The 24018-nt window shown below is 43.6% G+C and carries 23 protein-coding genes; 16 read left to right on the top strand and 7 right to left on the bottom strand.

Annotation, left to right across the window (positions count from 1 at the left end):
• Positions 1-108: 108 nt before the first annotated feature.
• Complete coding sequence (locus IQO02_RS10140; protein WP_065612598.1) at positions 109-3459, top strand: helix-turn-helix domain-containing protein; 3351 nt, start codon at positions 109-111, stop codon at positions 3457-3459.
• A 29-nt stretch (positions 3460-3488) separates the two neighbouring features.
• Here the strand turns inward: IQO02_RS10140 and IQO02_RS10145 are convergent, their stop codons facing one another.
• Positions 3489-3707 (bottom strand): hypothetical protein, encoded by a 219-nt coding sequence (locus tag IQO02_RS10145; protein ID WP_133148863.1) that lies wholly within the window; start codon positions 3705-3707, stop codon positions 3489-3491.
• 416 nt (positions 3708-4123) lie between these two features.
• On the opposite strand from IQO02_RS10145, the gene IQO02_RS10150 reads away from it, so the two are divergent.
• The 3 genes from IQO02_RS10150 to IQO02_RS10160 are packed head-to-tail and all read left to right on the top strand — an operon-like array spanning position 4124 to position 6846.
• Positions 4124-4345: a FeoA family protein gene (locus IQO02_RS10150; protein ID WP_004734203.1), complete on the top strand. Its 222-nt coding sequence runs from the start codon at positions 4124-4126 to the stop codon at positions 4343-4345.
• Complete coding sequence (gene feoB / locus IQO02_RS10155; RefSeq protein ID WP_010436809.1) at positions 4346-6619, top strand: Fe(2+) transporter permease subunit FeoB; 2274 nt, start codon at positions 4346-4348, stop codon at positions 6617-6619.
• Positions 6616-6846 carry a FeoC-like transcriptional regulator gene (locus tag IQO02_RS10160; RefSeq protein WP_193838529.1) on the top strand — a complete coding sequence of 77 codons (231 nt, stop codon included), beginning with the start codon at positions 6616-6618 and terminating at the stop codon, positions 6844-6846. The genes feoB and IQO02_RS10160 overlap by 4 nt, the downstream gene beginning before the upstream one ends.
• 132 nt (positions 6847-6978) lie before the next feature.
• Here IQO02_RS10160 and IQO02_RS10165 read toward each other — a convergent pair whose 3' ends face one another.
• A complete protein-coding gene (locus tag IQO02_RS10165) occupies positions 6979-7407 on the bottom strand; it encodes an HIT domain-containing protein (protein WP_193838530.1) in 429 nt (142 codons plus the stop codon).
• Positions 7408-7513: 106 nt separating this feature from the next.
• Positions 7514-9247, bottom strand: a complete 1734-nt coding sequence (gene argS, locus IQO02_RS10170) for an arginine--tRNA ligase (RefSeq protein WP_010436816.1) — start codon at positions 9245-9247, stop codon at positions 7514-7516.
• A 348-nt stretch (positions 9248-9595) separates the two neighbouring features.
• Between argS and IQO02_RS10175 the strand changes: the two genes are divergently transcribed.
• Positions 9596-10201: a VOC family protein gene (locus IQO02_RS10175; protein ID WP_010436821.1), complete on the top strand. Its 606-nt coding sequence runs from the start codon at positions 9596-9598 to the stop codon at positions 10199-10201.
• 114 nt (positions 10202-10315) lie between these two features.
• Here IQO02_RS10175 and purU read toward each other — a convergent pair whose 3' ends face one another.
• On the bottom strand, positions 10316-11149 hold the full coding sequence (gene purU, locus IQO02_RS10180) for a formyltetrahydrofolate deformylase (protein WP_010436824.1): 834 nt from the start codon (positions 11147-11149) through the stop codon (positions 10316-10318).
• Between the two features lie 281 nt (positions 11150-11430).
• Here purU and IQO02_RS10185 point away from each other — a divergent pair, with 281 nt between their 5' ends.
• The 8 genes from IQO02_RS10185 (at position 11431) to rnd (ending at position 19474) form a co-directional block, all read left to right on the top strand.
• Positions 11431-11631, top strand: a complete 201-nt coding sequence (locus IQO02_RS10185) for a hypothetical protein (RefSeq protein WP_010436827.1) — start codon at positions 11431-11433, stop codon at positions 11629-11631.
• A 160-nt stretch (positions 11632-11791) separates the two neighbouring features.
• Positions 11792-13720, top strand: coding sequence for an ATP-dependent DNA helicase (locus IQO02_RS10190; RefSeq protein WP_016767494.1), 1929 nt, complete (start codon positions 11792-11794; stop codon positions 13718-13720).
• A 59-nt stretch (positions 13721-13779) separates the two neighbouring features.
• On the top strand, positions 13780-14481 hold the full coding sequence (tsaB, locus tag IQO02_RS10195; protein ID WP_016783789.1) for a tRNA (adenosine(37)-N6)-threonylcarbamoyltransferase complex dimerization subunit type 1 TsaB: 702 nt from the start codon (positions 13780-13782) through the stop codon (positions 14479-14481).
• A gap of 119 nt (positions 14482-14600) precedes the next feature.
• On the top strand, positions 14601-14906 hold the full coding sequence (locus tag IQO02_RS10200) for a hypothetical protein (protein WP_010436836.1): 306 nt from the start codon (positions 14601-14603) through the stop codon (positions 14904-14906).
• A gap of 39 nt (positions 14907-14945) precedes the next feature.
• Positions 14946-15506 (top strand): Slp family lipoprotein, encoded by a 561-nt coding sequence (locus tag IQO02_RS10205; protein WP_010436838.1) that lies wholly within the window; start codon positions 14946-14948, stop codon positions 15504-15506.
• Between the two features lie 53 nt (positions 15507-15559).
• Complete coding sequence (locus IQO02_RS10210) at positions 15560-16411, top strand: alpha/beta fold hydrolase (RefSeq protein ID WP_010436841.1); 852 nt, start codon at positions 15560-15562, stop codon at positions 16409-16411.
• 105 nt (positions 16412-16516) lie between these two features.
• Positions 16517-18211: a long-chain-fatty-acid--CoA ligase FadD gene (gene fadD, locus IQO02_RS10215; protein WP_010436843.1), complete on the top strand. Its 1695-nt coding sequence runs from the start codon at positions 16517-16519 to the stop codon at positions 18209-18211.
• Positions 18212-18355: 144 nt separating this feature from the next.
• A complete protein-coding gene (rnd, locus tag IQO02_RS10220) occupies positions 18356-19474 on the top strand; it encodes a ribonuclease D (protein WP_010436844.1) in 1119 nt (372 codons plus the stop codon).
• A 111-nt stretch (positions 19475-19585) separates the two neighbouring features.
• On the opposite strand, the gene minE is transcribed toward rnd, so the two are convergent.
• From minE to minC, 3 genes are read right to left on the bottom strand one after another with little or no spacing between them, the layout of a single operon-like run.
• Positions 19586-19849 carry a cell division topological specificity factor MinE gene (minE, locus tag IQO02_RS10225; RefSeq protein ID WP_010436847.1) on the bottom strand — a complete coding sequence of 88 codons (264 nt, stop codon included), beginning with the start codon at positions 19847-19849 and terminating at the stop codon, positions 19586-19588.
• Positions 19850-19855: 6 nt separating this feature from the next.
• Complete coding sequence (minD, locus tag IQO02_RS10230; protein ID WP_010436849.1) at positions 19856-20668, bottom strand: septum site-determining protein MinD; 813 nt, start codon at positions 20666-20668, stop codon at positions 19856-19858.
• Positions 20669-20689: 21 nt separating this feature from the next.
• Positions 20690-21352 carry a septum site-determining protein MinC gene (gene minC, locus IQO02_RS10235; RefSeq protein WP_010436851.1) on the bottom strand — a complete coding sequence of 221 codons (663 nt, stop codon included), beginning with the start codon at positions 21350-21352 and terminating at the stop codon, positions 20690-20692.
• Positions 21353-21573: 221 nt separating this feature from the next.
• On the opposite strand from minC, the gene IQO02_RS10240 reads away from it, so the two are divergent.
• The 3 genes from IQO02_RS10240 to IQO02_RS10250 all read left to right on the top strand — a co-directional run bounded on the left by IQO02_RS10240 (position 21574) and on the right by IQO02_RS10250 (position 23959).
• Complete coding sequence (locus tag IQO02_RS10240) at positions 21574-21864, top strand: YcgL domain-containing protein (RefSeq protein WP_010436854.1); 291 nt, start codon at positions 21574-21576, stop codon at positions 21862-21864.
• A gap of 30 nt (positions 21865-21894) precedes the next feature.
• Positions 21895-22893, top strand: a complete 999-nt coding sequence (locus IQO02_RS10245) for a lytic murein transglycosylase (protein WP_016792469.1) — start codon at positions 21895-21897, stop codon at positions 22891-22893.
• A 145-nt stretch (positions 22894-23038) separates the two neighbouring features.
• Entirely contained in the window at positions 23039-23959 is a 921-nt protein-coding gene (locus IQO02_RS10250) for a LysR family transcriptional regulator (protein ID WP_016789605.1), read from the top strand.
• The last annotated feature ends 59 nt before the right edge of the window (positions 23960-24018 follow it).

Below are 24018 nucleotides of genomic sequence, written 5' to 3' on the forward strand. Positions count from 1 at the left end.
CAGCTTATGTTCAAGCAGTGGTGAACCATTGCGGCTACTGAAATTTCATGTGTTGTTGCTGTTCAGGATTAAAAGTTGTATCAGATTATCTTCAAAGTGCTCATGTTAATGAGTGTTTCATTTAGCGTTCTAGCGGTAAATACATCACCCTCTGTTTTCTATCCTTTGCCTGTTCAAGCACAAGGGAATTTTCTTGCGGCCAAAAACCTATATCTCGGGGCTGGAGGAGGTCTCTGGATCTACGATGTGCATGGAAAAGTTCTATTTTACGATGGTCGTACCCTGCTACCGAGAAAGGGCAGTCTTCTACAATTTTCTTCAGAAAAAGTGGCGTTTCTCAACGATGAATTTTGGAGTTTTTTCGATAACGAGGTTTATCGACATACCCCAGGTATCGGTAATGAGCTCGCGTTTAGTCTAAGCCCCGGTGCTGAGATCGTTAATATCGGTGTATCTGGTGATTATATTTGGGTGACCGATGGTAGCAATTTTTATACTTACAATACGCAATCTCTAGAATTCAACACTTATTCATTACTCAAGCTGTATCGATATAACAATAGCAGTGACATCGTAATTAATGACGCAGAGCGTGTGTTGTCTAAATGGGTATTAGCGACGAGTTCGGGAGTTTATCTTTCGGAAAATCAAGAGTTTACTCACATTGCCGCATCAGACAAGCACCACATTGAGACGGTTTATTTCTCGAACACTAGACGCGAACTCATTATTGGGACTTTAAATGGTGCGGTCATTGTTGATCTTGCTGATCCAGATAAAGAGATATTTGTTCGAGGTTCACATGTGTTGTCTCTTGCTGAAACGTCTGATCAATATTGGATAGGTACAGAGCACGGGCTCGTTAGCTATAATTTTATTACTGGTCAAGTTACACGTTTTGATCAAGCTGCCAATCAAGATTTCTCATTGCCAGGCGAGAAAATATATTCGCTGATCAATGACCATGCGGGGGGAATGTGGGTTGCGACCAATAATGGTATTCGATATTTTTCACTATTCAGTAAGACATTCTCTAGAACGCCGCTAACAGGAATGGGAATGCATTCCAGCAGCGTGGTGATAAATAGGATACAGCCTGTGAATGATAATCTATCGTGGGTTGCATCTTCGATGGGGCTGTATTTAGTCGACTCTCAAAGTGAAGCCCCCCCAGTTCGTGTTTATCAAAAACCTGTAAAGGACTTAGAGGTTTTTGATACTTCAATCTGGCTGGCAACAAAAGACGGTATTATTAGTATTAATACCAATACATTAGAACTTCAAGAGCTCAACTTACCGAGAGCTGTTGAGGGTATCCACATTGAGAACTTTGCGCTTCAAGCTGACAATGTGCTCTGGATGAGTTCGGGGCAAAACCTTTATTCATTGTTGCTTGATACTATGGCTCTCACCAGTTATGGCACTGATTGGTTGGTTGATAAGTTTTTGCCAGCGAAAATTACTGACCTTAATATGGGTTTGCAAGGCAGTCTTTATATTGGTACAGATCACGGATTCTATTCCTTTATTGATAAGAGAATTAGCTTCAGTCGTTTGAGTGAGCGGTTTGGTAAAGTTGTTGATATCGAACAGGCCAAAGATGGCGCACAGTGGTTCGCGGGTAGTTATGGGGTGTATCGAATGCCTCATGACACCAACGTCATTGAAGAGGTTGCTCTTATTGAAGATAACATTAGCCCAAATTGCTTGATCAGCGATGATAACGGTGTTTGGTTAGGGTCTTCGAAAGGTGTAAGTTACTACGGGCTTGATGGGCAATTACTCAAACATATTGGTTCGCCATTTGGTCTGATCACTAATGAACTGACTGCTGGTGCGTGTGCCCTGTTTTACAGTGATGAGAATCAATCATCTCGGTTGGTTTTAGGCTCAAAATATGGTGTGGTTACAGCACTGTCCAATGAGTTATTGGTTTCGACCACACCTCATAGCCGAGCATTACTCAGTAAGATAAGTGTTGATCAGCAAACTGTATCACTTGGTGGTAAAACAGTTGACCTAGAGGAAGTGCCTTACGGTTCATCGATTGGCTTTAAGCTTGGTATTTTACCCGCGACATTCGCGCCTGCGATGGAATATCGGCTCACCGATGACGAGCCGTGGAGCGAATTTGAGGGTGGTTTGTTAACACTGGATCATTTGCTCCCAGGTGATTACACGCTAGAAGTTAAGCCGGTGAAAGATTCTCATTATCGATTTGTGTCTACAACCCAAAGTTTCTCAATTGCTGAGCCTTGGTACTTGAGTAATTGGGCTGTAGCTAGTTCTCTTACGATGTTAATTGGATTGGTGACTGTTCTTGTTTTTTGGCGTTCGCGTTATGTCACTTTTGCCAACAGACACTTGAAAGCGCAAGTTGCATTAAAAACGGACCAGCTGAGACATCAAAGTCGTATTTTATTGACGACCAATCAACAACTCAAGAAACAGCTGTTGGTCAAAAATGTTTTGGTCTCACATACAGCGAAGGAGTTATCTGATGAAGTGACTCAGATTGCTGCGATGTTACCTAGTTGGAACGATGACCAAGGTCAGTCACCAATCCTGACGTTGAAGAACGGGCTCGCCCAATTGACCAATAGCCAAGAAGGTTCAGAGACAGTCTGTTGCGATGTAATTTTAGTATTGGAATCTGTGCTTAAAGCGTGGAAAGGTGATCTAGCTAAAGCGGGTATTGAGCTCGATATTAACGTTGAAACCAAGCATAGGCATGTGTCGTTGTTGTATTTCAATTTGGATATCATTTTTAATAGCTTAGTTGCGAGTATCATTAAGAGAAATTTTAAATCGCAGAGTATGGTGGTATTGGTTGAAGAGGTTGAAGAGCATTTAGTCGTGACCATTCGCGATCATGGTATGCCTTTTCCTAAATTGGCTTCATCGATTAATGAAAGCAATGGAAAGTCGACTGATCTTAATATCGAGAAACTACCTTTGTTAATCAATCAAAGCGGTGGCGAGCTCAACGCTTTTGTTTCTGATTCTCAAAACAAGGTTCAGCTTTCATGGCCAATTGAATATCAGGTTTTGGATGACCTTGAAGCAAGCACAATAGAACAGATTGAAACGATTAAGCTTGCCGCTTCGTCACCAGAGCAACAAAAACTGACGGCAGAACAAGAATGGAAAAATAAAGTGTCTCAGCTTGTTAGTGAACATTACGCTGATGCGGAGTTTGGCACTGCAACAGCTGCTAAATACTTGTTCATGTCAGAGAGAAGCTTACAACGACGCTTTAAATCGGCTTACAACAAGACATTCAAAGAGCACCTTAATCAAGTTCGCTTAGAGCATGCTTGTGAAAGGTTATTGGCCGGAGAAAAGGTGTCAGACGTCGCGTTCGATTCTGGCTTTAATGACCCTTCTTATTTCAGCCAGCGATTTAAGCACCACTTTGGCATGTCTCCATCTAAGTTTGCGGAAAATAACGAAGAGTAATCAACCGCAGGTTTATTCCTGTCTAAAGGTCAATAAAGACACCTTGAGCCTCGACATTCATGTCGGGGCTTTTTTAGGGTTTTACGGAAGATACGGAAGATACGGAAGATACGGAAGATACGGAAGATACGGAAGATACGGAAGATACGGAAGATACGGAAGATACGGAAGATATTTGGAGTTGGGAGTTCTAACGATTTTTGGTGGAAAGTGACAAAATTAAGGAAAGAAAAAAAATATCGTGGCATAGCCGGGGGGACTATACCACGGGTGCCAAGGACACCTTCGCTTGCTGCCGGAGTGATATGGAAACCACACCACCTCTGGAATAAAATTAAAGAGAAGTAATTTCTCTTCGATGGAGAAACTATACGGTGAGTTACTTATTTTACTTATAAAATTAACGCCAGATATCTGTGAGAAAACCGACATTGTGTTAAGTTGTTGATATTTAATGATTTATTTTGGTTTTGATTGGGCGGTACTCGTGAGGTAGTTCTCGCTAATTGTTGAAAGTAACGTTTTTGACGTAAACGTTTTTAACGAAATTTACGAGTATGTATTTCCGAAAACTTTGATTTCACACAATAGAATTGTGGTCATGTATGTGTATCATGGCCGTTAATAACAATCTTTCTCATTATCAGTCACGAATTGGGTATTTATGAAACTTTCACAACTCGAGCAAGGAAAAGCGGCTTCTATTGTTGCACTAACAGGCCTAACACCGGACGTTAGAAAAAAACTAATGGTTATGGGGATGCTGCCAAAAACCGAGGTGACGTTGATTCGTCGCGCACCTATGGGTGATCCGCTTCAAGTTGAAGTGAGAGGGGTTTCAATTGCCATTCGTGAAAGCATTGCAGAACAAATCGAGGTTATCTAAATGGATTATCAAGTTCTTACCGTTGGTAACCCTAATAGTGGTAAAACAACATTATTCAATGCACTGACTGGTGCGAAACAGCACGTTGGTAACTGGGTTGGTGTAACCGTAGAAAAGAAAACGGGTTTGTATTCGCATGCGGGCGATCAGTTTCAACTGACTGACCTTCCAGGTATCTACGCTCTTGATAGTGGTAATGATGCTAACAGTATTGATGAATCTATCGCGTCTCGTGCCGTTTTGACTCATCCAGCTGACGTTATCATCAATGTTGTCGACGCTAGCTGTCTAGAACGAAGCTTATACATGACATTACAGCTACGTGAGTTGGGGCGCCCAATGATCGTTGTGTTGAACAAAATGGATGTGTTAAAGCGTGAACGTCAGGTGATTAATCTTAAAGCGCTAGAGAAAGAGCTAGGTTGCCCTGTGCTAAGTTTGTCTGCAAACGACAAAGGTCAAGTGGTTCGCTTTAAAGAGCGTCTTCATAAACTGCTTGTTCAAGGTGTGAGCCTTGATCCTATTTCTATTGATTACGACGTAGCTTTAGAGGCATTGATTCCTTCTGTTGAATCACAGTTCGATGATGCTGATGTTTCTCACCGAGCTTTGGCTATTCGTGCGTTAGAAAATGATTACTTGGTATTAAATGGGCTTGCCCCTCACACTCGCACCCAAATTGATAGTGTGCGTCTTAGTGCTGAGTTTGATATCGACCTCGCTGTTGCTGATGCAAAATACACTTTCTTACACGACCTTTGTAAACGTGTTCGTCGCAGCGAAGGTAAACTAAGCCGCAACTTTACAGAGAAAGCAGACCAATTCATTTTGAATAAATGGGTCGGTATTCCTTTCTTCTTCGTCATCATGTACCTAATGTTCATGTTCTCTATCAATATTGGTAGTGCGTTTATCGATTTCTTCGATATTGGTGTAGGGGCAATATTAGTTGATGGTGGACACCACTTACTGGATGGCCACTTACCTGTCTGGTTAGTAACCATACTCGCTGATGGTATCGGCGGTGGTGTTCAAACGGTTGCAACTTTCATTCCTGTTATCGCTGCACTGTACCTGTTCTTAGCTGTACTCGAAAGCTCGGGTTACATGGCTCGTGCGGCATTTGTACTTGATAAAGTAATGCAGAAGATTGGCTTACCGGGTAAAGCATTTGTACCGCTTGTACTGGGCTTTGGTTGTAACGTGCCTTCAATTATGGCGACGCGTACTCTTGACCAAGAACGCGAACGTAAACTGGCTGCATCAATGGCGCCGTTTATGTCATGTGGTGCTCGTCTTCCGGTGTACGCACTGTTCGCAGCAGCATTCTTCCCTGGCGCGGGACAAAACGTGGTATTCGCTCTGTACATCATGGGTATTGTTGCTTCTGTGTTTACGGGTCTGTTCCTTAAGAACACCATCTATCCAGGTAGCAGCGATAGCTTAGTAATGGAAATGCCAGATTACGAATTGCCGACAGTGCAAAACGTAATGCTTAAAACGTGGCAAAAACTGAAGCGTTTCGTACTTGGCGCAGGTAAAACTATCGTAATGGTTGTGGCAATCCTGAGCTTCTTGAACTCGCTAGGTATGGACGGCAGCTTTGGTAATGAAGACAGCGAAAACTCTGTGTTGTCTAAAGCGGCTCAAGTTGTAACGCCTGTATTCCAACCGATTGGTATTACGGAAGATAACTGGCCAGCAACGGTTGGTATTATTACGGGTATCTTCGCTAAAGAAGCGGTGGTGGGTACATTAAACAGTTTATATACAACACCATCCGATGAAGAAGCGGCTGAATTTGATTTAGCAGCAAGCCTGCAAGAAGCGGTAATGACCATTCCTGAAAACCTATCTGGCTTGAGTTATTCAGATCCTCTAGGTATTGAAGTTGGTGATTTGTCTGATTCAAGCTCTGTGGCGGCTGATCAAGAAGTGGATACCTCTATCTTTGGTAACTTGAAAGATAAATTCGTGTCAGGGCATGCTGCATTCGCTTACTTGATTCTTATTCTGCTTTACACACCTTGTGTGGCAGCGATGGGTGCTTATGTTCGTGAATTTGGTCAGATGTTTGCACGCTTCATAGCGGTTTGGACGATGGCTCTTGGGTACTTTGGTGCGACCTTCTACTACCAAGCAGCAAACTTTGCTGCTCATCCAGTGACAAGTGCAGTATGGATGGTGGCGATTGCTGGTGGTTTTGTGGTGACGTATCGTGTCTTCAAGAAAGTGGGCAGTAAGCAGAAAGCCTTAGAGGTGCAAGTCGTATGATTTTAACTGAACTTCATCAATACATTGATAGCCAAGGCGTTGTGGCTCGCAAAGAGCTCGCTGCAAAGTTTGGCATGAGTGAAGATGGCGTCGATGCGATGCTGAGTGTGTGGGTCAAGAAAGGAAAAGTTTCTCGCTTGGTCGATACCAACAAACATGGTCATACAACGCGTATTCGCTATACCATCAGTAAACAAGATGGTTTGTCGCTTAACGTGATGATGTAGTTCAGAGCTACATACACTCGTTGATAACGGCGAGGCTAGAAAATTAAAAAAGCCGCTTATTTTAGATAAGCGGCTTTTTGTTATGTGTCTTTTCTGAACTGTTAGGCTTTAAAGTTTAACGAGATATTCGAATTACGCTTTCTTGAAGATAGAGCTCAGTGACAGAACATTTTGAATACGAGTCAGGACAGCTGCTTGATCTTCTTCACTGCGTTGTTCGCCTTTGGTGTTACCCCATACAGGACCTGGCCACGCGGTGTCATCTTTGAAGCGTGCAATATGGTGAATGTGTAGCTGAGGTACCATATTACCTAGCGCGCCTAGGTTTAACTTGTCTGGTTGGAACGTTGCTTCTAATGCTTGGCTTACCGCTTGAGACTCAAGCAAGAACTGGTGTTGTTCTTTCATTGGTAAGTGATGCAACTCTTTTAGGTTGGCACGTTTTGGTACCAAGATAACCCAAGGCACTGCACTGTCTTTGCTTAGCAGTGCCAAGCTTAGTGGAAATTCGCCGATAAGTGTGGTGTCTTTTGCTAACTGTGGGTGAAGTTCAAAGCTCATTATTATTATCCATTTCGATTTCTTGAATTCAGTATATGTTAGATAAAACAAAAGGTTGATGCTCTCACATCAACCTTTGTATTTATTCATTGTAACCCGAACGGAATTACATACGCTCTAGAGTTTCAATACCAAGAAGCGACAGACCTTGCTTGATAGTCTTAGCTGTCAGTGCAGCAAGCTTCAGGCGGCTTTGCTTAACGGTTTCATCTTCAGCCACAAGGATAGGGCATGCTTCGTAGAAGCTAGAGAATTGACCAGCAAGTTCGAATAGGTAGCTACACATGATGTGTGGCTGACCTTCGCGAGCAACAGACTGTACCGCTTCTTCAAATTGTAGAAGTTTTGCGATAAGTGCTTTCTCTTTCTCTTCAGTGACTTTGATTTCACCTTCAAGAGAGTCCATAGAAATGCCAGCTTTAGCAAAGATTGAAGCAACACGAGTGTATGCGTACTGCATGTACGGTGCTGTGTTGCCTTCAAATGCAAGCATGTTGTCCCAATCAAATACGTAGTCAGTAGTACGGTGCTTAGAAAGGTCTGCGTACTTAACCGCTGCCATTGCAACTGTGTTAGCAATTGTTGCTTTTTCTTCTTCCGCTAGTTCTGGGTTCTTAGATTCGATTAGCTGTGCTGCACGAACTTCTGCTTCATCAAGAAGATCTGCAAGACGAACAGTACCGCCTGCTCGAGTCTTGAATGGCTTACCATCTTTACCTAGCATCATGCCGAACGCGTGGTGCTCAAGAGAAACAGACTCTGGGATGTAGCCAGCTTTGCGAACGATAGTCCAAGCTTGCATTAAGTGTTGGTGTTGACGCGAGTCGATGAAGTAAAGAACACGATCAGCGCCTAACTCTTCAAAACGGTATTTTGCACAAGCAATATCGGTTGTTGTGTAAAGGAAGCCGCCATCACGTTTCTGGATGATAACGCCCATTGGGTCGCCATCTTTGTTTTTGTATTCGTCTAGGAATACAACTTGTGCACCATCATCTTCTTTAGCAAGACCTTGCTCTTTCAGATCTGCAACGATAGTTGGTAGCATGTTGTTGTACATACTTTCGCCCATTACGTCATCACGAGTAAGAGATACGTTTAGACGGTCGTAGTTACGTTGGTTTTGAATCATAGTAACGTCAACTAGCTTCTTCCACATCTCTGCGCAGAACTCATCGCCGCTTTGCAGTTTCACTACGTAGCCACGAGCTTTAACTGCGAACTCTTCGTCTTCGTCGTAAAGCTTTTTAGATTCACGGTAGAAGCCTTCAAGGTCAGCAAGTTCCATTGAAACTTCACCAGATTCAGCCTGAACGCGCTCAAGGTTTGCGATCAGCATACCGAATTGAGTTCCCCAGTCACCGATGTGGTTAGCACGGATAACGTTGTGACCTAAGAATTCTAGAGTACGAACAACCGCATCACCGATGATGGTTGAACGTAGGTGACCAACGTGCATTTCTTTTGCTACGTTTGGCGCAGAGTAATCTGCAACAATGGTTTGTGTTTCTGCTACTGCAACACCAAGACGAGAATCAGCCAACGCTGCATCTGCTTGTTTTGCTAGGAAAGCTTCATCTAGGAAGATGTTTAGGAAACCCGGACCAGCGATTTCAACTTTTGAAGCGATACCGTCTAGGTTTAGAACGTCCAATACTTTTTGAGCAAATTCTCGTGGGTTAGTGCCTAGTCGTTTAGCAACGCCCATAACGCCGTTTGCTTGGTAATCACCAAACTGTGGTTTTGCAGATTGGCGAACAGCAGCAGGAGAGCCTGCAGGTGCGCCAGCGGCTTCTAGAGCCTGAGATACTTTGTCATTAATAAGTGCTTGGATATTCACACGCGTTTCCTTCAATTCAAGGATGATAAGAGTGGCCATTATTTCATGGTCACTAAATTGGTTAATTATGCTTCTAGTTAACGATTTAATGCCGAAATGAACAGCAGACTCTGTTTAAGTTCACAGAAATGGCGGTAATCATACCAATTTTGTAAGGTTTCTTATAGGTCGAATTGATAGAAAATTAACATTTACTTAGGGGTTTTTGACAATCGACTTTTACCCGTCTGAGTTTGTCTGTTTGGGAAGCTGAGTTAGCGTACTTCGCTGAGTGTTTTTTGGCAAAGCAAGGCTTGTTGATGGAAGCAAAACTGATAACATGCAGCCATTATTTGGAGAATATAGACGATGACGATGAGCCTGAAGCAAGCTGAACTAGAACCACAACAAATGATCGCACGCCTTGATACCTTTATGGCAAAAATCGAGAACCTAGGAAATATCTTAGGTTTAGATTTAAGCTTTGCTCAAGCGGATCATATTGCGCTTCGAATCAATAAAACTGAATTAGCAAAATCTGCGCATCATGCATGGTCTGAATATGGTTCGACGATTTCAGAAGCTATGATCAACGGTCGTCCCATTGTGGTGTTGGCTTTTGATGAGCCATTACAAAGCCTAGGCTGGAGAATTGAATGCTTAGAGCTGCCATATCCTGCGGAAGGCAAGAGCTACCCTAGCCAAGATTGGGAGCACGTAGAGTTTGTGATTCCTTCTCACGCGCAAACCGCCGATGAGTATTTAGCGGATCTTAAAGAAACCTACCCGCTGTTTGCTGCTAACTTTGACACTTTGTCGGAGCACGGTGTTAAGGTAAAACTCTCTAGTCCGAAAGGCGAGGGTGAACGTTTGAATAACCCAACCGTTGCATTCAAGCATCAAGGGATTTGCATCAAGCTGCATCCACACACTTTGAAGAAGATTGTTGAGTCTGAACAAGCTGAATTTGAGTAGGGATTTACTGGGAATATCTTAAGCCAACCTGAGATTTAGATACAAAAAACGCGCAATGGGGTTAACCCTATTGCGCGTTTTTATTTCTGATTGGGAAGCTAATTAATATTCGGCTTACAGAATCACTGTTTTGTTACCATAAACAAATACATGATCGTTGACCACTTTGTTCAAGGCTTTGCTCAATACATTCTTTTCTACGTCACGACCAGCTTGTGCCATGTCTTTCGCGCTGAAGTTGTGATCCACAGGGATAACATCTTGCTTAATGATTGGACCTTCATCGAGATCGTTCGTTACAAAGTGCGCCGTAGCACCAATGATCTTAACACCACGCTCGTAGGCTTGTTGGTATGGCTTAGCACCAATGAAAGCTGGCAAGAAGCTGTGGTGAATGTTGATTATCTTATGGTTGTATTTTTCAACAAATCCCGGAGTCAACACACGCATGTACTTCGCAAGTACAAGGTAATCCGCCTCATATTGATCAATAACTTCAAGCATCTTCTTCTCATGCTCTTGGCGATTTAGCCCTTCATGAGAAACATGGTGATATGGGATGTCAAAACGTTCAGTTAGGCTTTGTAGCGTATCGTAGTTACCGACAACGGCCGCGATATCAACATCTAAGCTACCATCGAAATTTTTCATCAGAATATCGCCAAGGCAGTGTGCTTCTTTTGTCACCAAGATAACAACACGTTTGCGAGACGAATCTACAAGTTTACGTTTTGTGTTTTCTGGTAGAGCTTGGTCTAAATCAGCAAGCAGAGTTTCATCATTGAAATACCCTTCTAACTCGGTACGCATGAAAAAGTGACCACTTGTATTATCTACAAATTCATTGTTGTGGATAATATTGAGTTGGTGCTTGTAACAAATGTTGGTGATCTTTGAGATGAGGCCAGGGGCGTCAGTACAGTGTGTGAGTAACGTTTTTCTTTCCATTTGCATCTTACTTCCATGAAATATTTTTATTATTCAAATTAAATGCAGGCCGCCGAACGGTGAACTGAGCCGCAATATAACCGTTATAATTAATCTATTATCGAGTTGGTTTCAACAAATTCTGCTGTTCATTTATCGGTTTGAACAATTGCTTTATGTAGAAATATCCGTTTTTAGATAGTAATAAAGGCAGAAGCTTAGTTTTTATAGTTTTGACCTTAGTACGCATTTGAACTTCAACCGAGGTAATTCTTGCCGCGGTAAAAATAGAGGTGATACTTATGGATAAAGAGTTACTAGCAAAAAAATTGTACTGCAAGCGAGTGAATTCATTGGTGAGAGGTACCGAGTTAGACGGTAATATTCTAGATGAAATGTGGGAAAGTAAGACTTCACCATTCGATGCAGTAAAAGCCATCCAACCTTGTGATAACCATTTCGAAGGTGCTTCTTGGTTGTCGCGTTATCTTAGCCGAAAATGAAAACGATTCTTTGATTACTACTTCTCTGGTCGTTACCTATTAGGTCGCTTAAACCAAATCAAACGAAACCAAATACCTCCGGCGCGAAGTCATTCTTGATTCGCACCGGCTCACTAAACCTGACATAATTCGCCTTCTATTTTTCCAAGCCTCGTACTCTATGATATCTAAAACGTTTTCTGCTGATGGTGCTCTGGGTAAAGCGATTCCAGGGTTTCAACCACGACAAGCTCAGTTAGACATGGCTGAAGCGGTCTCACAAGCAATTCAACAACAAAGCCAATTAGTTGTTGAGGCAGGGACGGGTACCGGTAAGACGTTTGCTTATCTAGTACCGGCACTGCTTAGTGGTAAGAAAACCATTATTAGTACGGGGTCAAAAAACCTTCAAGAACAGCTATTTCATCGTGACTTACCATTGATGGTCGATGCGCTTGGTTTTTATGGTCAGGTTGCTTTGCTGAAAGGTCGTTCAAACTATTTATGTTTGGATAGGTTGAGCCGCCAAATGATAGAGAGTCATGGCACTCATACTGATCCAACACTACTAGCGCAATTGGTAAAAGTTCGTAGTTGGTCGTCATCCACTCAGACGGGTGATTTGGGTGATTGTGATGATATCGCTGAAGACAGCCCTGTTATCCCGACTATTACCTCAACTAATGATAACTGCTTAGGTAAAGAGTGCCCAAGCTACACTGATTGCTTCGTGCTTAAGGCGCGTAAAAAAGCGATGGACTCTGATGTTGTTGTAGTGAACCACCACTTGTTCTTAGCGGATTTAGCGATTAAAGAAACCGGATTTGGTGAACTGATACCTGAAGCCGATGTGTTTATTTTCGATGAAGCGCACCAACTTCCTGATATCGCCAGTCAGTATTTCGGGCAATCGGTTTCTAGTCGACAGATCCAGGAGCTAGCCAAAGACATTGAAATCGCTTACCGAACTGAAGCTAAAGACATGCGTCAGCTGCAGAAAGTAGGGGATAGACTCGTTCAATCGTCAGCTGATCTGCGTATCGTACTCGGTGATACCGGCTTTCGTGGTAACTGGCGTGAAGCATTGAAGTCAGAGTCGATTGCAAGAGAGCTAGTACGTTTACAAGATGCGTTGCAGCTTGCGGTCGATGTATTGAAATTGGCACTGGGGCGAAGTCAGTTATTAGATACGGCTTTTGAGCGTGCAACGATGATTAAGTCGCGTATCGAACGTGTATGTGATGTGTCGATTACCGGTTATTCCTATTGGTATGACACCACGCCACGCCACTTTGCTTTACACATCACACCATTGTCGGTCGCGGATAAATTCCACGAACAAATCGAGCTTAAACCGGGAGCATGGGTGTTTACCTCAGCAACTTTGGCTGTGTCGGACGATTTCGACCATTTCACCTCTCGACTCGGGTTAAAACCGTCAGCACAGTTTTCACTGCCAAGCCCGTTTGACTATCCAAATCAGGCGCGTTTGTGTGTGCCTCGCTATCTACCCGAACCAAATAGTCCCGGCTTAGCGGATAAGCTAGTAAGAATGTTGACCCCTGTGATTGAGCAAAACCAAGGTCGCTGTTTCTTCTTGTGTACCTCTCACAGCATGATGAAAGAGCTAGGCGAAAGATTCCGTGAAACGCTCTCGGTTCCAGTTCTGCTACAAGGTGAGACAAGTAAACAAAAAACCTTAGCCGAATTCATGGAATTAGGTAACGCATTGCTGGTAGCCACTGGCGCTTTCTGGGAAGGGATAGATGTTAGGGGCGACGCATTAAGCTGTGTTATCATCGATAAATTGCCCTTTACAGCCCCTGATGATCCTTTATTAAAGGCTCGAATCGAAGACTGTAAGTTAAAAGGGGGTGATCCTTTTGCACAGGTGCAGTTGCCAGACGCTGTAATTACCTTGAAACAAGGTGTTGGCCGTTTGATACGTGATAAACGCGACAATGGCGCTTTGATTATTTGCGATAACCGCTTGGTGACTCGCGATTACGGTGGCATATTTTTGGCGAGTTTACCGCCTATCCCACGTACCCGTGACTTAGGGATTATTAAAGAATTCTTAGCTAAAGACCATTCAACCGCTGCTGAGTAATTAGCATTGTTGAGCTTAGCCATTATTTTTAGATTAGATAACGAATATTTGAGACACGAATGAGCGCGAAAATTCTTGCAGTAGATACCGCAACTGAAAACTGTTCAGTTGCACTAGTAATGGGTGACCAGGTGTTCGCACGTAGCGAAGAGGCTCCTCGAGACCATACGAAAAAAATTCTACCTATGGTTGATGAAGTACTGAAAGAAGCGAATGTCGCTTTAACCGATATCGACGCAATCGCGTTTGGCCAAGGCCCAGGCAGTTTCACGGGTGTGCGTATTGGTATCGGTATTGCTCAAGGCTTGGCTTTTGGTGCTGATTTACCGATGATCGGTGTGTCTACATTGGCAGCGATGGCGCAGGGTAGCTACCGTAAATTTGGTGAAACGCACGTAGCAACAGCGATTGATGCTCGCATGAGTGAAGTGTACTGGGCTCGTTACAGCCGTGAACAAGATGGTCGTTGGACTGCAGTTGATGCTGAGTGTGTTACACCACCAAGCGAATTAGCTGCGCAGCTTGAAGCGGATTCTGAGACATGGGCAAAAGTCGGCACAGGGTGGGAAGCGTATGCAGAGCATATGGACACACTAGCGATCAACACCAAAGCGTGTGAAGTGCTGTTCCCAGAAGCTCAAGATATGGCGTTCCTTGCTCAGTTTGCTTACGCAGACGGTAAAGCGGTTGCAGCAGAAGAGTCTGAGCCTGTTTATCTTCGTGATAAAGTGACGTGGAAAAAGCTGCCAGGTCGTGAGTAAATAGGTACTGTTTGGCTCTGCAACATATCTTGTAGAGCCATGATAAACTCATAATTCAGATCACTAAAGTCAGATCACTAAAGTCAGATCACTAAAGTCAGGTATAAAACTCTTCAAGCATGGTTTCAATAAACGGCTTACCTCCTTCTTCGATAGGCAATACATCCAAAACCAATCGAACCAATAAAAAGAATGAGGTAAAAAAAGGCGATGCAAAAACCTCAGTTGGTCAGCCAACTAGGGTCGCGAATGCTGTCTCGCATTCGATTCGCCAAGTTAAAGAATCTGAGATTCACAAAGCTCAGGTTCAATATGATCTTCCTGAAGGACGTGGACGACGTGCGATGGAAGAGTATATGGATGTGATGAATCAAGCTAAAAAAGAGGAACTTGCGAAGCTTATTGGGGTCGATATTTATATCTAGCTTTGCGCTCTTATTTCTCCTGTTCCAAGGACCAGCATTATGTTTTCTCTCATTTCTAAATCTCGCTTATTTTTCCTTGTTGCTTTCTCTTCGATGGTGATGGGGTGCTCATCGCTTCCAAAAGAACTTAATGCAAACTCAGAACAAGTGGTTACCAATTATCAGGAATGGGTAAACACCCTACCGGATGCGGGCGATGTTCGCTTAGGTGGTGTGATTGCCAAAGTAACTAACTTGAAAGATAAGACGCGTGTTGAAGTGGTTAATATGGCGATCTCAAGTAACGGAAAACCTGATCTAGATGCCGAGCCAAAAGGGCGTTTTGTTGCGTACATTGATGGTTATGTTGAACCATTGAGCTTTGCTGAAGGCCGATTGGTTACTTTAGTTGGCACATCAAATGGCTCAGAAGATAGCACCATTGGTGATTATCCTTATACCTTCCCAGTCATGAATGTATATAACCAACGCTTGTGGCAAATTACAGAGAGAGTGGTTGTGAACGACTTTGCTCCTACCTATTATTCATGTCGCAGCTTACATTGTCGTAGTTTCCAAACGATGCCAAGACAAGGCCGCGTAATTAAAGACGTCGAATAGGCAGAGTTGGTTAAGATTTATGGATACATCAAAACAGGGAAAACAAACCGTATATGATTGAAAAGTCATACTCCCTTGCAAGTGGAACACTTGCAACACAGCAGATTGGTAACCCAAAAACGACCGCAACGACGGTCGTTTTTATTCATGGGTGGCTTGATAACTCAGCGAGCTTTTCTTCTGTTATATCGAATCTACAAGTACTTTCACCAAATTCTCATCTGGTTGCGATTGACCTCTTTGGTCATGGCTTTTCATCTCATAAGTCAGGCAGTTACTACCCATTTCACGACTATATCGATGATTTGCATCAGTTGGTGACTAAATTATCGCCAAACAGACTGGTACTAGTAGGACATTCACTTGGTGCATTGATCGCAAGTTGCTATAGTGCCGCCTTTCCTGAAAAGGTGTCAGGATTAATTCAAATTGAAGGTCACGGACCTCTTTCAGAAGCTCCCCACGAAACAGTCTCTCGCTTGAGGGAAGGGGTACTCAGTCGTCTTCGACAGCGAAGAAAGCCTTCACGTCCTCTAGCAAGCCTTGAGGATGCTATTAAGCTGAGAGTTCACGCCAATCAAATTAAAGCAGAACTTATTGCTCCTATTGTTGAGCGAGGTATTGCCGAGTTCGAGAATTCTTGGCAATGGCGATGCGACCCTAACCTAAAATGTGACTCGTTGTATCGTATGTCACAGACGCATGCTGAAGTGATCATGGCGGCTATTGAATGCCCTCAATTAATAGTTTTAGGGAATGATGGATTCCGACATTTGCAGCATAATCGCTACAAATCAGCCCATAGTTCTCTGCATATAGAGACTATTCCTGGCGGACATCATTGTCATTTAGAGAGCCCAGAGCTAGTTTCAGAGCTAATTCTTGGTGTAGTTAACAAAATTTAAACAAGTGTTTGAGCCTTTTAGTGCTCATGCACTAAAGCTGTGCTGTAATACCGCAATGATAAATAGCGGCGAGCAGTCGTCAGCTGATAAACGAGGAGTAACATCGTGGATAAACCTTGGCTTTCACGTTATCCAAGTGACGTACCAGAAACGATCAACCCAGATCAGTACCCATCTCTTATTGAAATGTTCGAACAGTCGGTACAGAAGTACGCAGACCAACCGGCATTCGAGAACATGGGGTCTATCATGACATTCCGTAAGCTTGAAGAGCGCAGTCGTGCTTTTGCTGCTTACCTGCAGAATGATCTGAAACTGAAGAAAGGCGATCGTGTCGCACTTATGATGCCAAACCTGCTGCAATACCCAATTGCACTCTTTGGTGTATTGCGTGCAGGTATGATTGCAGTGAACGTCAACCCGCTGTATACGCCTCGTGAACTTGAACATCAACTGAACGATTCTGGTGCAAAGGCGATTGTGATCGTATCTAACTTTGCGAGTACGCTAGAAAAAGTGGTGGACAACACTCCAGTTAAACACGTTGTTCTAACCAGTCTAGGGCAAATGCTGCCGCGTGCTAAAGGAACAATTGTCGACTTCGTTGTGAAATACGTAAAAGGTATGGTACCTAAGTATGATCTGCCGGGTGCTATCTCGTTTCGAAAAGCGCTGCACAAAGGCCGTCGTCTGCAATATGTGAAGCCGTTTATGGCGGGTGATGACATCGCGTTCCTACAGTACACGGGTGGCACAACGGGCGTAGCGAAAGGCGCAATCCTAACGCATCGCAATATGATTGCGAACGTACTTCAAGCGAAAGGGGCATACGGCCCTGTATTGCAAGAAGGCCGAGAACTGGTGGTAACAGCTTTGCCGCTATACCACGTATTCGCGCTGACTGTGAACTGTTTATTGTTTGTTGAGATGGGTGGTCGAAACCTGCTTATTACTAACCCTCGCGATATTCCTGGTTTCATCAAAGAGCTACAAAAGGTCCCATTTACTGCGATTACAGGCGTAAACACGCTGTTCAATGCACTAGTAAACAACGAAGATTTCCACGAGCTAGATTTCAGTAACTTACGCTTGTCTGTTGGTGGCGGTATGGCGGTTCAACGTGCTGTTGCTGAACAATGGAAGAAAGTGACAGGTATTCACTTGCTGGAAGGTTATGGTTTAACCGAGTGTGCTCCTTTGGTTACGGGTAATCCTTATGACTTGAAAGACTACACGGGTGCAATCGGCTTGCCTGTACCATCGACGGAAGTTCGTATCATTGATGATGAAGGTAAAGTAATTGCCAATGATCAAGTGGGTGAATTGCAAGTTCGTGGTCCTCAAGTGATGCAAGGTTACTGGCAACGCCCAGAAGCGACCAAAGAGGTGATCGATCAAGACGGTTGGTTATCGACAGGTGACATCGTTAAGTTTGACGAAGAAGGCTTGCTATACATCGTTGACCGTAAGAAAGACATGATTCTTGTGTCTGGATTTAACGTCTACCCGAACGAGATTGAAGACGTAGTGGCTCTGCATGGTAAAGTGTTAGAAGTAGCGGCTATCGGCCAACCTCATGAGGTGTCTGGTGAGCTGGTTAAGATTTACGTGGTAAAACGTGATCCTAGCCTAACCAAAGAAGACATTATCGCGCACTGTCGTGAACACCTAACTGGCTACAAGATCCCTAAATTGATTGAGTTCCGTGAAGAGTTACCGAAAACCAATGTCGGTAAGATTTTGCGCCGTGTATTACGTGAAGAGAATGATGCTGAGCTTGCTAAACGCGCAAGCGAGTAACGAGCTAATTTTCGAGTAGCCATCGCACCAGAAACCATCGAAGTGCTTAATCTAAGCGAGCGCCGAAAAATGGTGTTAGAATGCCGACAGTTAATGTCGGCATTTTTGTATCCGGCGATCAAAGTAAAACCAGTGAGAGTTTTTGTGGATTATCAAATCATTACCCAATTGAAAGACCTTGAGCGAGTTTGCCAACAAGCACGTGAAGCCGATGTCGTTATGCTTGATACGGAGTTTGTTCGTACAAGAACCTATTACCCTCAATTAGGCTTGATTCAGTTATTTGATGGTGAAACGCTGTCACTGATTGACCCTATTGCTCTTGGTGAAATGACACCGTTTGTAGGGTTGTTAAAAGATGCTTCTGTCCTAAAAGTGCTGCATGCTTGCGGTGAAGATTTAGAAGTATTCCAGAACGCATTTGGTTGCACGCCAACTCCAATGGTCGATACTCAGATCATGGCGGCTTTTTTAGGTCATGGCTTATCAACTGGCTTTGCTGCCTTGGTTTCAGAGTTTGTCGGTGTTGATTTAGACAAGAGTGAATCTCGCACTGATTGGCTAGCTCGTCCGCTTTCTCAAAAACAGCTCGACTATGCTGCGGCAGACGTTCATTACCTAATGCCTATGTACAACAAGCTTCTAGAAAAAGTGATGGAAGCAGGCTGGTGGGAAGCGGCTCAACAAGAGTCTGATTTACAAGTGGCTAAGCGTATCCGTAAAGCAAACCCTGACAGCGCTTACCTTGATATTAAGGGTGCGTGGCAGTTAAAGCCTAAGCAGCTCGCTATCTTAAGACCCCTTGCAACTTGGCGTTTAAAAGAAGCGATTAAGCGCGATTTAGCGTTGAACTTTGTATTCAAAGAGCAAGACTTGTGGGCCGTGGCGCGTTTTTCGATGAAAGATCCCAAGCAAATGGAGCAAGAAGGTTTTGATTACCGCTCTGTACGCCGCCATGGTGCTAAAATCAGTTCAATCGTTAAGTTAGCTGAGCATACTCCAGAAGAAGAGTACCCAGCACCAGTAGAACGCTTAATGGACTATCCAGGCTACAAGCAAGTATTCAAAGTGTTGAAAGACGAAGTGAAAACGGCATCGCAACACAGTGGTTTAGCAACGGAATTTTTAGCATCCAAGAAGCAACTAAATCAAGTGTTGAGCTGGGTTTGGAAACATGACCGTAACCCTGAGAAATTGCCTGATGTTATGCAAGGCTGGCGTTTAGAAGTGGTTGGCGAGAAGCTTAACAAAGCGATCAAATAACCGTTTATTGCTCCCAAGTTTAAGCGAACTACAACTATAAATGTAGATACAAAAAAGAGAGCCTAGGCTCTCTTTTTTATTGAGTATTGATAAGCACGGCTCTAGCTCTACTTATCGATCTTCTTCTGGAAGTTTAACATTCAGCTCTAATACTGAAATGTCGTCATCTTTGTGTTCGAACGTTAGATCAACCATTGAAGGATCCACCTCAACGTACTTTGCAATACACTTCAAGATGTCTTCTTTTAGTTGTGGTAAGTATGACGGTGCTGGGTCGTCATGGCTACGTCGCTCTGCAACAATGATCTGCAAACGCTCTTTGGCTAGGTTTGCGGTTGTCTTTTTCTGTGGTCTAAAAAACTCTAATAATGACATTGCGTATTAGCCCCCGAACAGTCTTTTGAAGATGCCTTTCTTCTGCTCCGTTAAGAAACGGAAGTCTACTTGGTTACCCAGTAGTCGTTCTACAGTATCATTGTAAGCCATGCCTGCATCGGTTGCTTCGTCAAAGATAACGGGCACACCTTTGTTCGATGCGTTCAATACCGCTTGGCTCTCTGGAATTACACCCAGTAGAGATATGTGCAGAATTTCTTCAACGTCTTCTACACTTAGCATCTCACCTTGAGTCACACGTGCTGGGTTGTAGCGAGTCAGTAGAAGGTGCGTTTTCACTGGTTCTAAGCCGTCTTCTGAACGACGAGATTTAGAGTCAAGAATACCTAGAATACGGTCTGAATCGCGTACAGAAGAAACTTCTGGGTTAGTCGTAACAATCGCTTCGTCAGCGAAGTACAACGCCATCAGAGCACCTTGCTCGATACCTGCCGGAGAATCACAGATGATGAAATCAAAGCCCATTTCATCCAGTTCATCAAATACACGACGAACACCATCTTTCGTCAGTGCGTCTTTATCACGAGTTTGAGACGCAGGAAGAATGAACAGGTTTTCCGTGCGCTTGTCTTTGATCATCGCTTGGTTCAGCGTCGCTTCACCATTGATAACGTTAACGAAGTCGTAAACAACACGACGCTCACAACCCATGATTAAATCTAGGTTACGCAGACCGATATCAAAGTCGATAACTGCGGTTTTCTTTCCTTTTAAAGCCAAACCCGAGGCTATAGCTGCACTGGAGGTTGTTTTGCCTACCCCGCCTTTACCTGACGTTACAACGATAATGCGTGCCATTCTGTTTTCCTTTTATTTCTCTTATATTGCGAGGACATCAACGTTTAATACATCGTTTGCCATACTGAACATGGTTTTCTTCTGCCAGTACTCGCTATCAATTTGATCGCTGAGCCAGTAATTTCCAGCAATGGAAACCAGCTCGGCTTGTAAATCATTACAAATTATTTTTGCTTCAGTTTGACCACTTGCACCTGCAATAGCACGGCCTCGTAAAGTGCCATGAATATGGATGCTGCCATCGGCTATCACTTCTGCTCCGGCGCTTACATGACTTAGGATTAATAGATCGCCATCTTTTGCATACACCTGTTGGCCTGAACGAATCGGTGTTCTCACCACTTTTATCGGAGCCATTTTCGCCGGAGCTTGAGAGGGAGACTTGCTTGCTGTCATAACAGCAAAGCCAGCTTCTTTCGCTAGGTTTTGCATACGCTTATCAGAACAGCCAGCCACGCCAACCGGGATCATGCCCGCTTGAGAGATACCGCTTTTCAGTCGAATAAAGTCGATATCGCCTGCGACTTTACTGATGTTGATAACAACGGGCGCAGCAGCGAAAAACGTAGGTGCTTGGTCTACCTTCTCTTGAAGAAAAGACACTGCATTTTCGACTTGATCATCGGATAAGTGCAATACAGATAGCGTAAAACTGCTACCTTTTAGATCTGGGTTACTAGACATCGAAAAACTACAGGACCTCAATAGCGAATGGGTACAATTTCTTTATCAATAAAATAAAGGGCATTGCCTGAAACTAGGTTTATCATGTTATATTCCCAAACCAAGCACAGCAAGTAATCTTGTTGTCAAATGAACGTTTTGTTCTCAATATTTCCCCAACATAAACTATTGATCTCGCAAGTGAGAGTTTTGTAGTCATAAACAATTAAAAAAGGTTTGTCATGCTGTGTTCTATATATAAAAGTTCAAAGAAAGAAGGAACATACCTTTATATCCCTAAGAAGGATGATTTCTCACAAGTTCCTGACGCATTGATGCAAATGTTTGGTAAACCTAGTTTTGTAATGGTAATTAAAATGGATGGTCGTAAACTGGCTCAAGTGAACATCGATAAAGTGAGAGAGTCACTGAATACCGATGGTTTCTTTTTGCAGGTTCCGCCACCACCGGTTAATGAGCTTGAGCTTCATAAAGAGCGTAAATCGCAACAAAAAGTTCAAGACGAAGAGTGATAGCCACCTCAATTCAGGGAGGAGTGATCGTTGAGTAAATTTTCAAAAACCATATTGGCAGTGTCGGCGTTATTATTGGGTAATAGCTTGGCCATTAGCTCAGTACAAGCTGAAGAGTTGAGCTTTGAGCAATATGTAGAAAAACTAAAGCAACAAGGCCGTGAAGAAGGCATTTCCGAAGCGATCATTGAAGAAGCCTTTGATGGTGTGACGTTTAAGCCAAGAGCCGTGAAAGCCGACAAAAATCAGCCTGAGAAAAAACTGACTCTGGATGAGTACATTCCAAGAGCAGTGCCAGATTGGAAAGTGAAGCAGGCGCGAGCGCTTTATAAAGAGCATTACCAAGCGTTAAAGCGTATTGGCGATGAGTATGGCGTTCAACCAAGGTTCATTGTCGCGTTATGGGGCGTAGAGAGTAATTTTGGTAAGTTCACGGGGAATTACAGCGTTATCGATGCATTGACGACCATGGCTTATGAAGGACGCAGAGAAGCTTTCTTCCGTAAAGAAGCTATGGCGGCACTAACGATTCTCGACCAAGGACATATAGCACCCAAAGACATGAAAGGCTCTTGGGCTGGTGCTATGGGTCAACCTCAGTTTATGCCAAGCTCATTTTTAGCTTACGCCGCTGATGGCAGTGGTGATGGCAAGAAAGATATTTGGGGTACTGAAGAAGATGTGTTTGCTTCGGCGGCTAATTATCTCAGCCAATCAGGTTGGGATGAGCAATATACCTGGGGTCGTCAGGTTCACGTGCCATCAACGGTATCAATAGAGATGCAAGGTCGTGATGAGGACAAAGCGAAATATCTAGAAGAGTGGTCTGAACTTGGTATTACGCGTTTCGATGGTCGCGCGCTACCTAAGCTAGACGAAGACATCAAAGCTTGGCTGATTATGCCTGATGATGAAACTGGTCGTTCGTACCTCATTTACAACAACTACAATGTGTTAATGAAGTGGAATCGTTCTTACTACTTTGCGTTAGCAGTTAGCCACCTAGCAGACAGAATTAAGTTTGATTAATCGACCTAAGGTCGCCTTGAATAGCATTTAGCCTAGTATAGGCCGAACGAACTAAAGGACTCTTCGGAGTCCTTTTTGTTTTATCCGATTTTATATTTCAGAGATTTAAGAAGGTGGCCTTGTGCTAACAGATAGAGCCGCACAGATGGTGATATTCCATGCGTTAATCAAGCATGAAGGCTTTACCAGTGCTGCAAAAAGTTTGAATGTGTCGGTGTCTCACATCAGTAAGCAAGTTGCTTTGCTCGAAGATTCGATAGGTATCAAGCTGGTACAAAGAACCACACGTAGCCTAACGCTGACCGAAGCTGGGGAAGTGTTCTATCAGCACTGTGAGCAGCTGTTCAATACTGTCAAAGCGGCTCAAATGGACATGGACAGCCAACGAGATGATATCTCTGGGATATTGCGAGTGGGACTTTCACAGTCATTTGGCACACTGCATATCATTCCTGCGATTGATCAGCTCAGACAACTTTATCCTCAGCTGAGAATCGAGGTCCACTTGTTTGACTACAAGGTAGATATGATTGAAGAGCGATTGGATCTCTGGATCACCAATAACGAAGATTTGCCCGAAGGTTATATTGCGCAGCGATTGGCAGACAGTCAGTTTGTGGTGGCTGCATCTCCTGACTATCTAATTAAAGCAGGGACTCCACATGTGCCTTCTGACCTGATTGACCATAACTGCCTTATCTATCGTAGCCGAGAGCGAGATTACACATCTTGGGCGTTTGATAACGGGCAAGAGAACCTTAGCGTTAAAGTAGCGGGTGATTATTCTGTGGATTTGGCTGAAGCAGTACGGGATGCGGCAGTTTCAGGGTGGGGCGTAGCTTATCTAGCCACATATTTAGTGAAGGAAGAGTTTAGAACGGGCAAGCTCATCCAAGTTTTACCGGAATGGCGAGCGAGCCAGTTGATGCCTTTCTATGCCGTATACCCTAGCCGCAAGAATATGCCGAAGAAGCTTTCCGCGGTGATTGAATTTATTAAAGACCATATCGGATCACCGACCTATTGGGATGAAAACCTTAAAACCTGCGTTGAATTACATCGCTAACTTTTTCTAAATCTATAAATATAATTTCCATATGGAAAAAGTATGCTTTTTAATCAAAG

It is taken from the genome of Vibrio sp. OPT24 (assembly GCF_015163545.1).
In the GTDB taxonomy this organism is placed as follows: Bacteria; Pseudomonadota; Gammaproteobacteria; order Enterobacterales; family Vibrionaceae; genus Vibrio; species Vibrio cyclitrophicus.

Coding starts and splice junctions, on each gene's coding strand:
- IQO02_RS10140 (WP_065612598.1), top strand. CDS start 109: ATGAGTGTTTCATTTAGCGTTCTAGCGGTAAATACATCACCCTCTGTT.
- IQO02_RS10145 (WP_133148863.1), bottom strand. CDS start 3,707: ATGCCACGATATTTTTTTTCTTTCCTTAATTTTGTCACTTTCCACCAA.
- IQO02_RS10150 (WP_004734203.1), top strand. CDS start 4,124: ATGAAACTTTCACAACTCGAGCAAGGAAAAGCGGCTTCTATTGTTGCA.
- feoB (WP_010436809.1), top strand. CDS start 4,346: ATGGATTATCAAGTTCTTACCGTTGGTAACCCTAATAGTGGTAAAACA.
- IQO02_RS10160 (WP_193838529.1), top strand. CDS start 6,616: ATGATTTTAACTGAACTTCATCAATACATTGATAGCCAAGGCGTTGTG.
- IQO02_RS10165 (WP_193838530.1), bottom strand. CDS start 7,407: ATGAGCTTTGAACTTCACCCACAGTTAGCAAAAGACACCACACTTATC.
- IQO02_RS10175 (WP_010436821.1), top strand. CDS start 9,596: ATGACGATGAGCCTGAAGCAAGCTGAACTAGAACCACAACAAATGATC.
- purU (WP_010436824.1), bottom strand. CDS start 11,149: ATGGAAAGAAAAACGTTACTCACACACTGTACTGACGCCCCTGGCCTC.
- IQO02_RS10185 (WP_010436827.1), top strand. CDS start 11,431: ATGGATAAAGAGTTACTAGCAAAAAAATTGTACTGCAAGCGAGTGAAT.
- IQO02_RS10190 (WP_016767494.1), top strand. CDS start 11,792: ATGATATCTAAAACGTTTTCTGCTGATGGTGCTCTGGGTAAAGCGATT.
- tsaB (WP_016783789.1), top strand. CDS start 13,780: ATGAGCGCGAAAATTCTTGCAGTAGATACCGCAACTGAAAACTGTTCA.
- IQO02_RS10200 (WP_010436836.1), top strand. CDS start 14,601: ATGGTTTCAATAAACGGCTTACCTCCTTCTTCGATAGGCAATACATCC.
- IQO02_RS10205 (WP_010436838.1), top strand. CDS start 14,946: ATGTTTTCTCTCATTTCTAAATCTCGCTTATTTTTCCTTGTTGCTTTC.
- IQO02_RS10210 (WP_010436841.1), top strand. CDS start 15,560: ATGATTGAAAAGTCATACTCCCTTGCAAGTGGAACACTTGCAACACAG.
- minE (WP_010436847.1), bottom strand. CDS start 19,849: ATGTCATTATTAGAGTTTTTTAGACCACAGAAAAAGACAACCGCAAAC.
- minD (WP_010436849.1), bottom strand. CDS start 20,668: ATGGCACGCATTATCGTTGTAACGTCAGGTAAAGGCGGGGTAGGCAAA.
- minC (WP_010436851.1), bottom strand. CDS start 21,352: ATGTCTAGTAACCCAGATCTAAAAGGTAGCAGTTTTACGCTATCTGTA.
- IQO02_RS10240 (WP_010436854.1), top strand. CDS start 21,574: ATGCTGTGTTCTATATATAAAAGTTCAAAGAAAGAAGGAACATACCTT.
- IQO02_RS10250 (WP_016789605.1), top strand. CDS start 23,039: ATGGTGATATTCCATGCGTTAATCAAGCATGAAGGCTTTACCAGTGCT.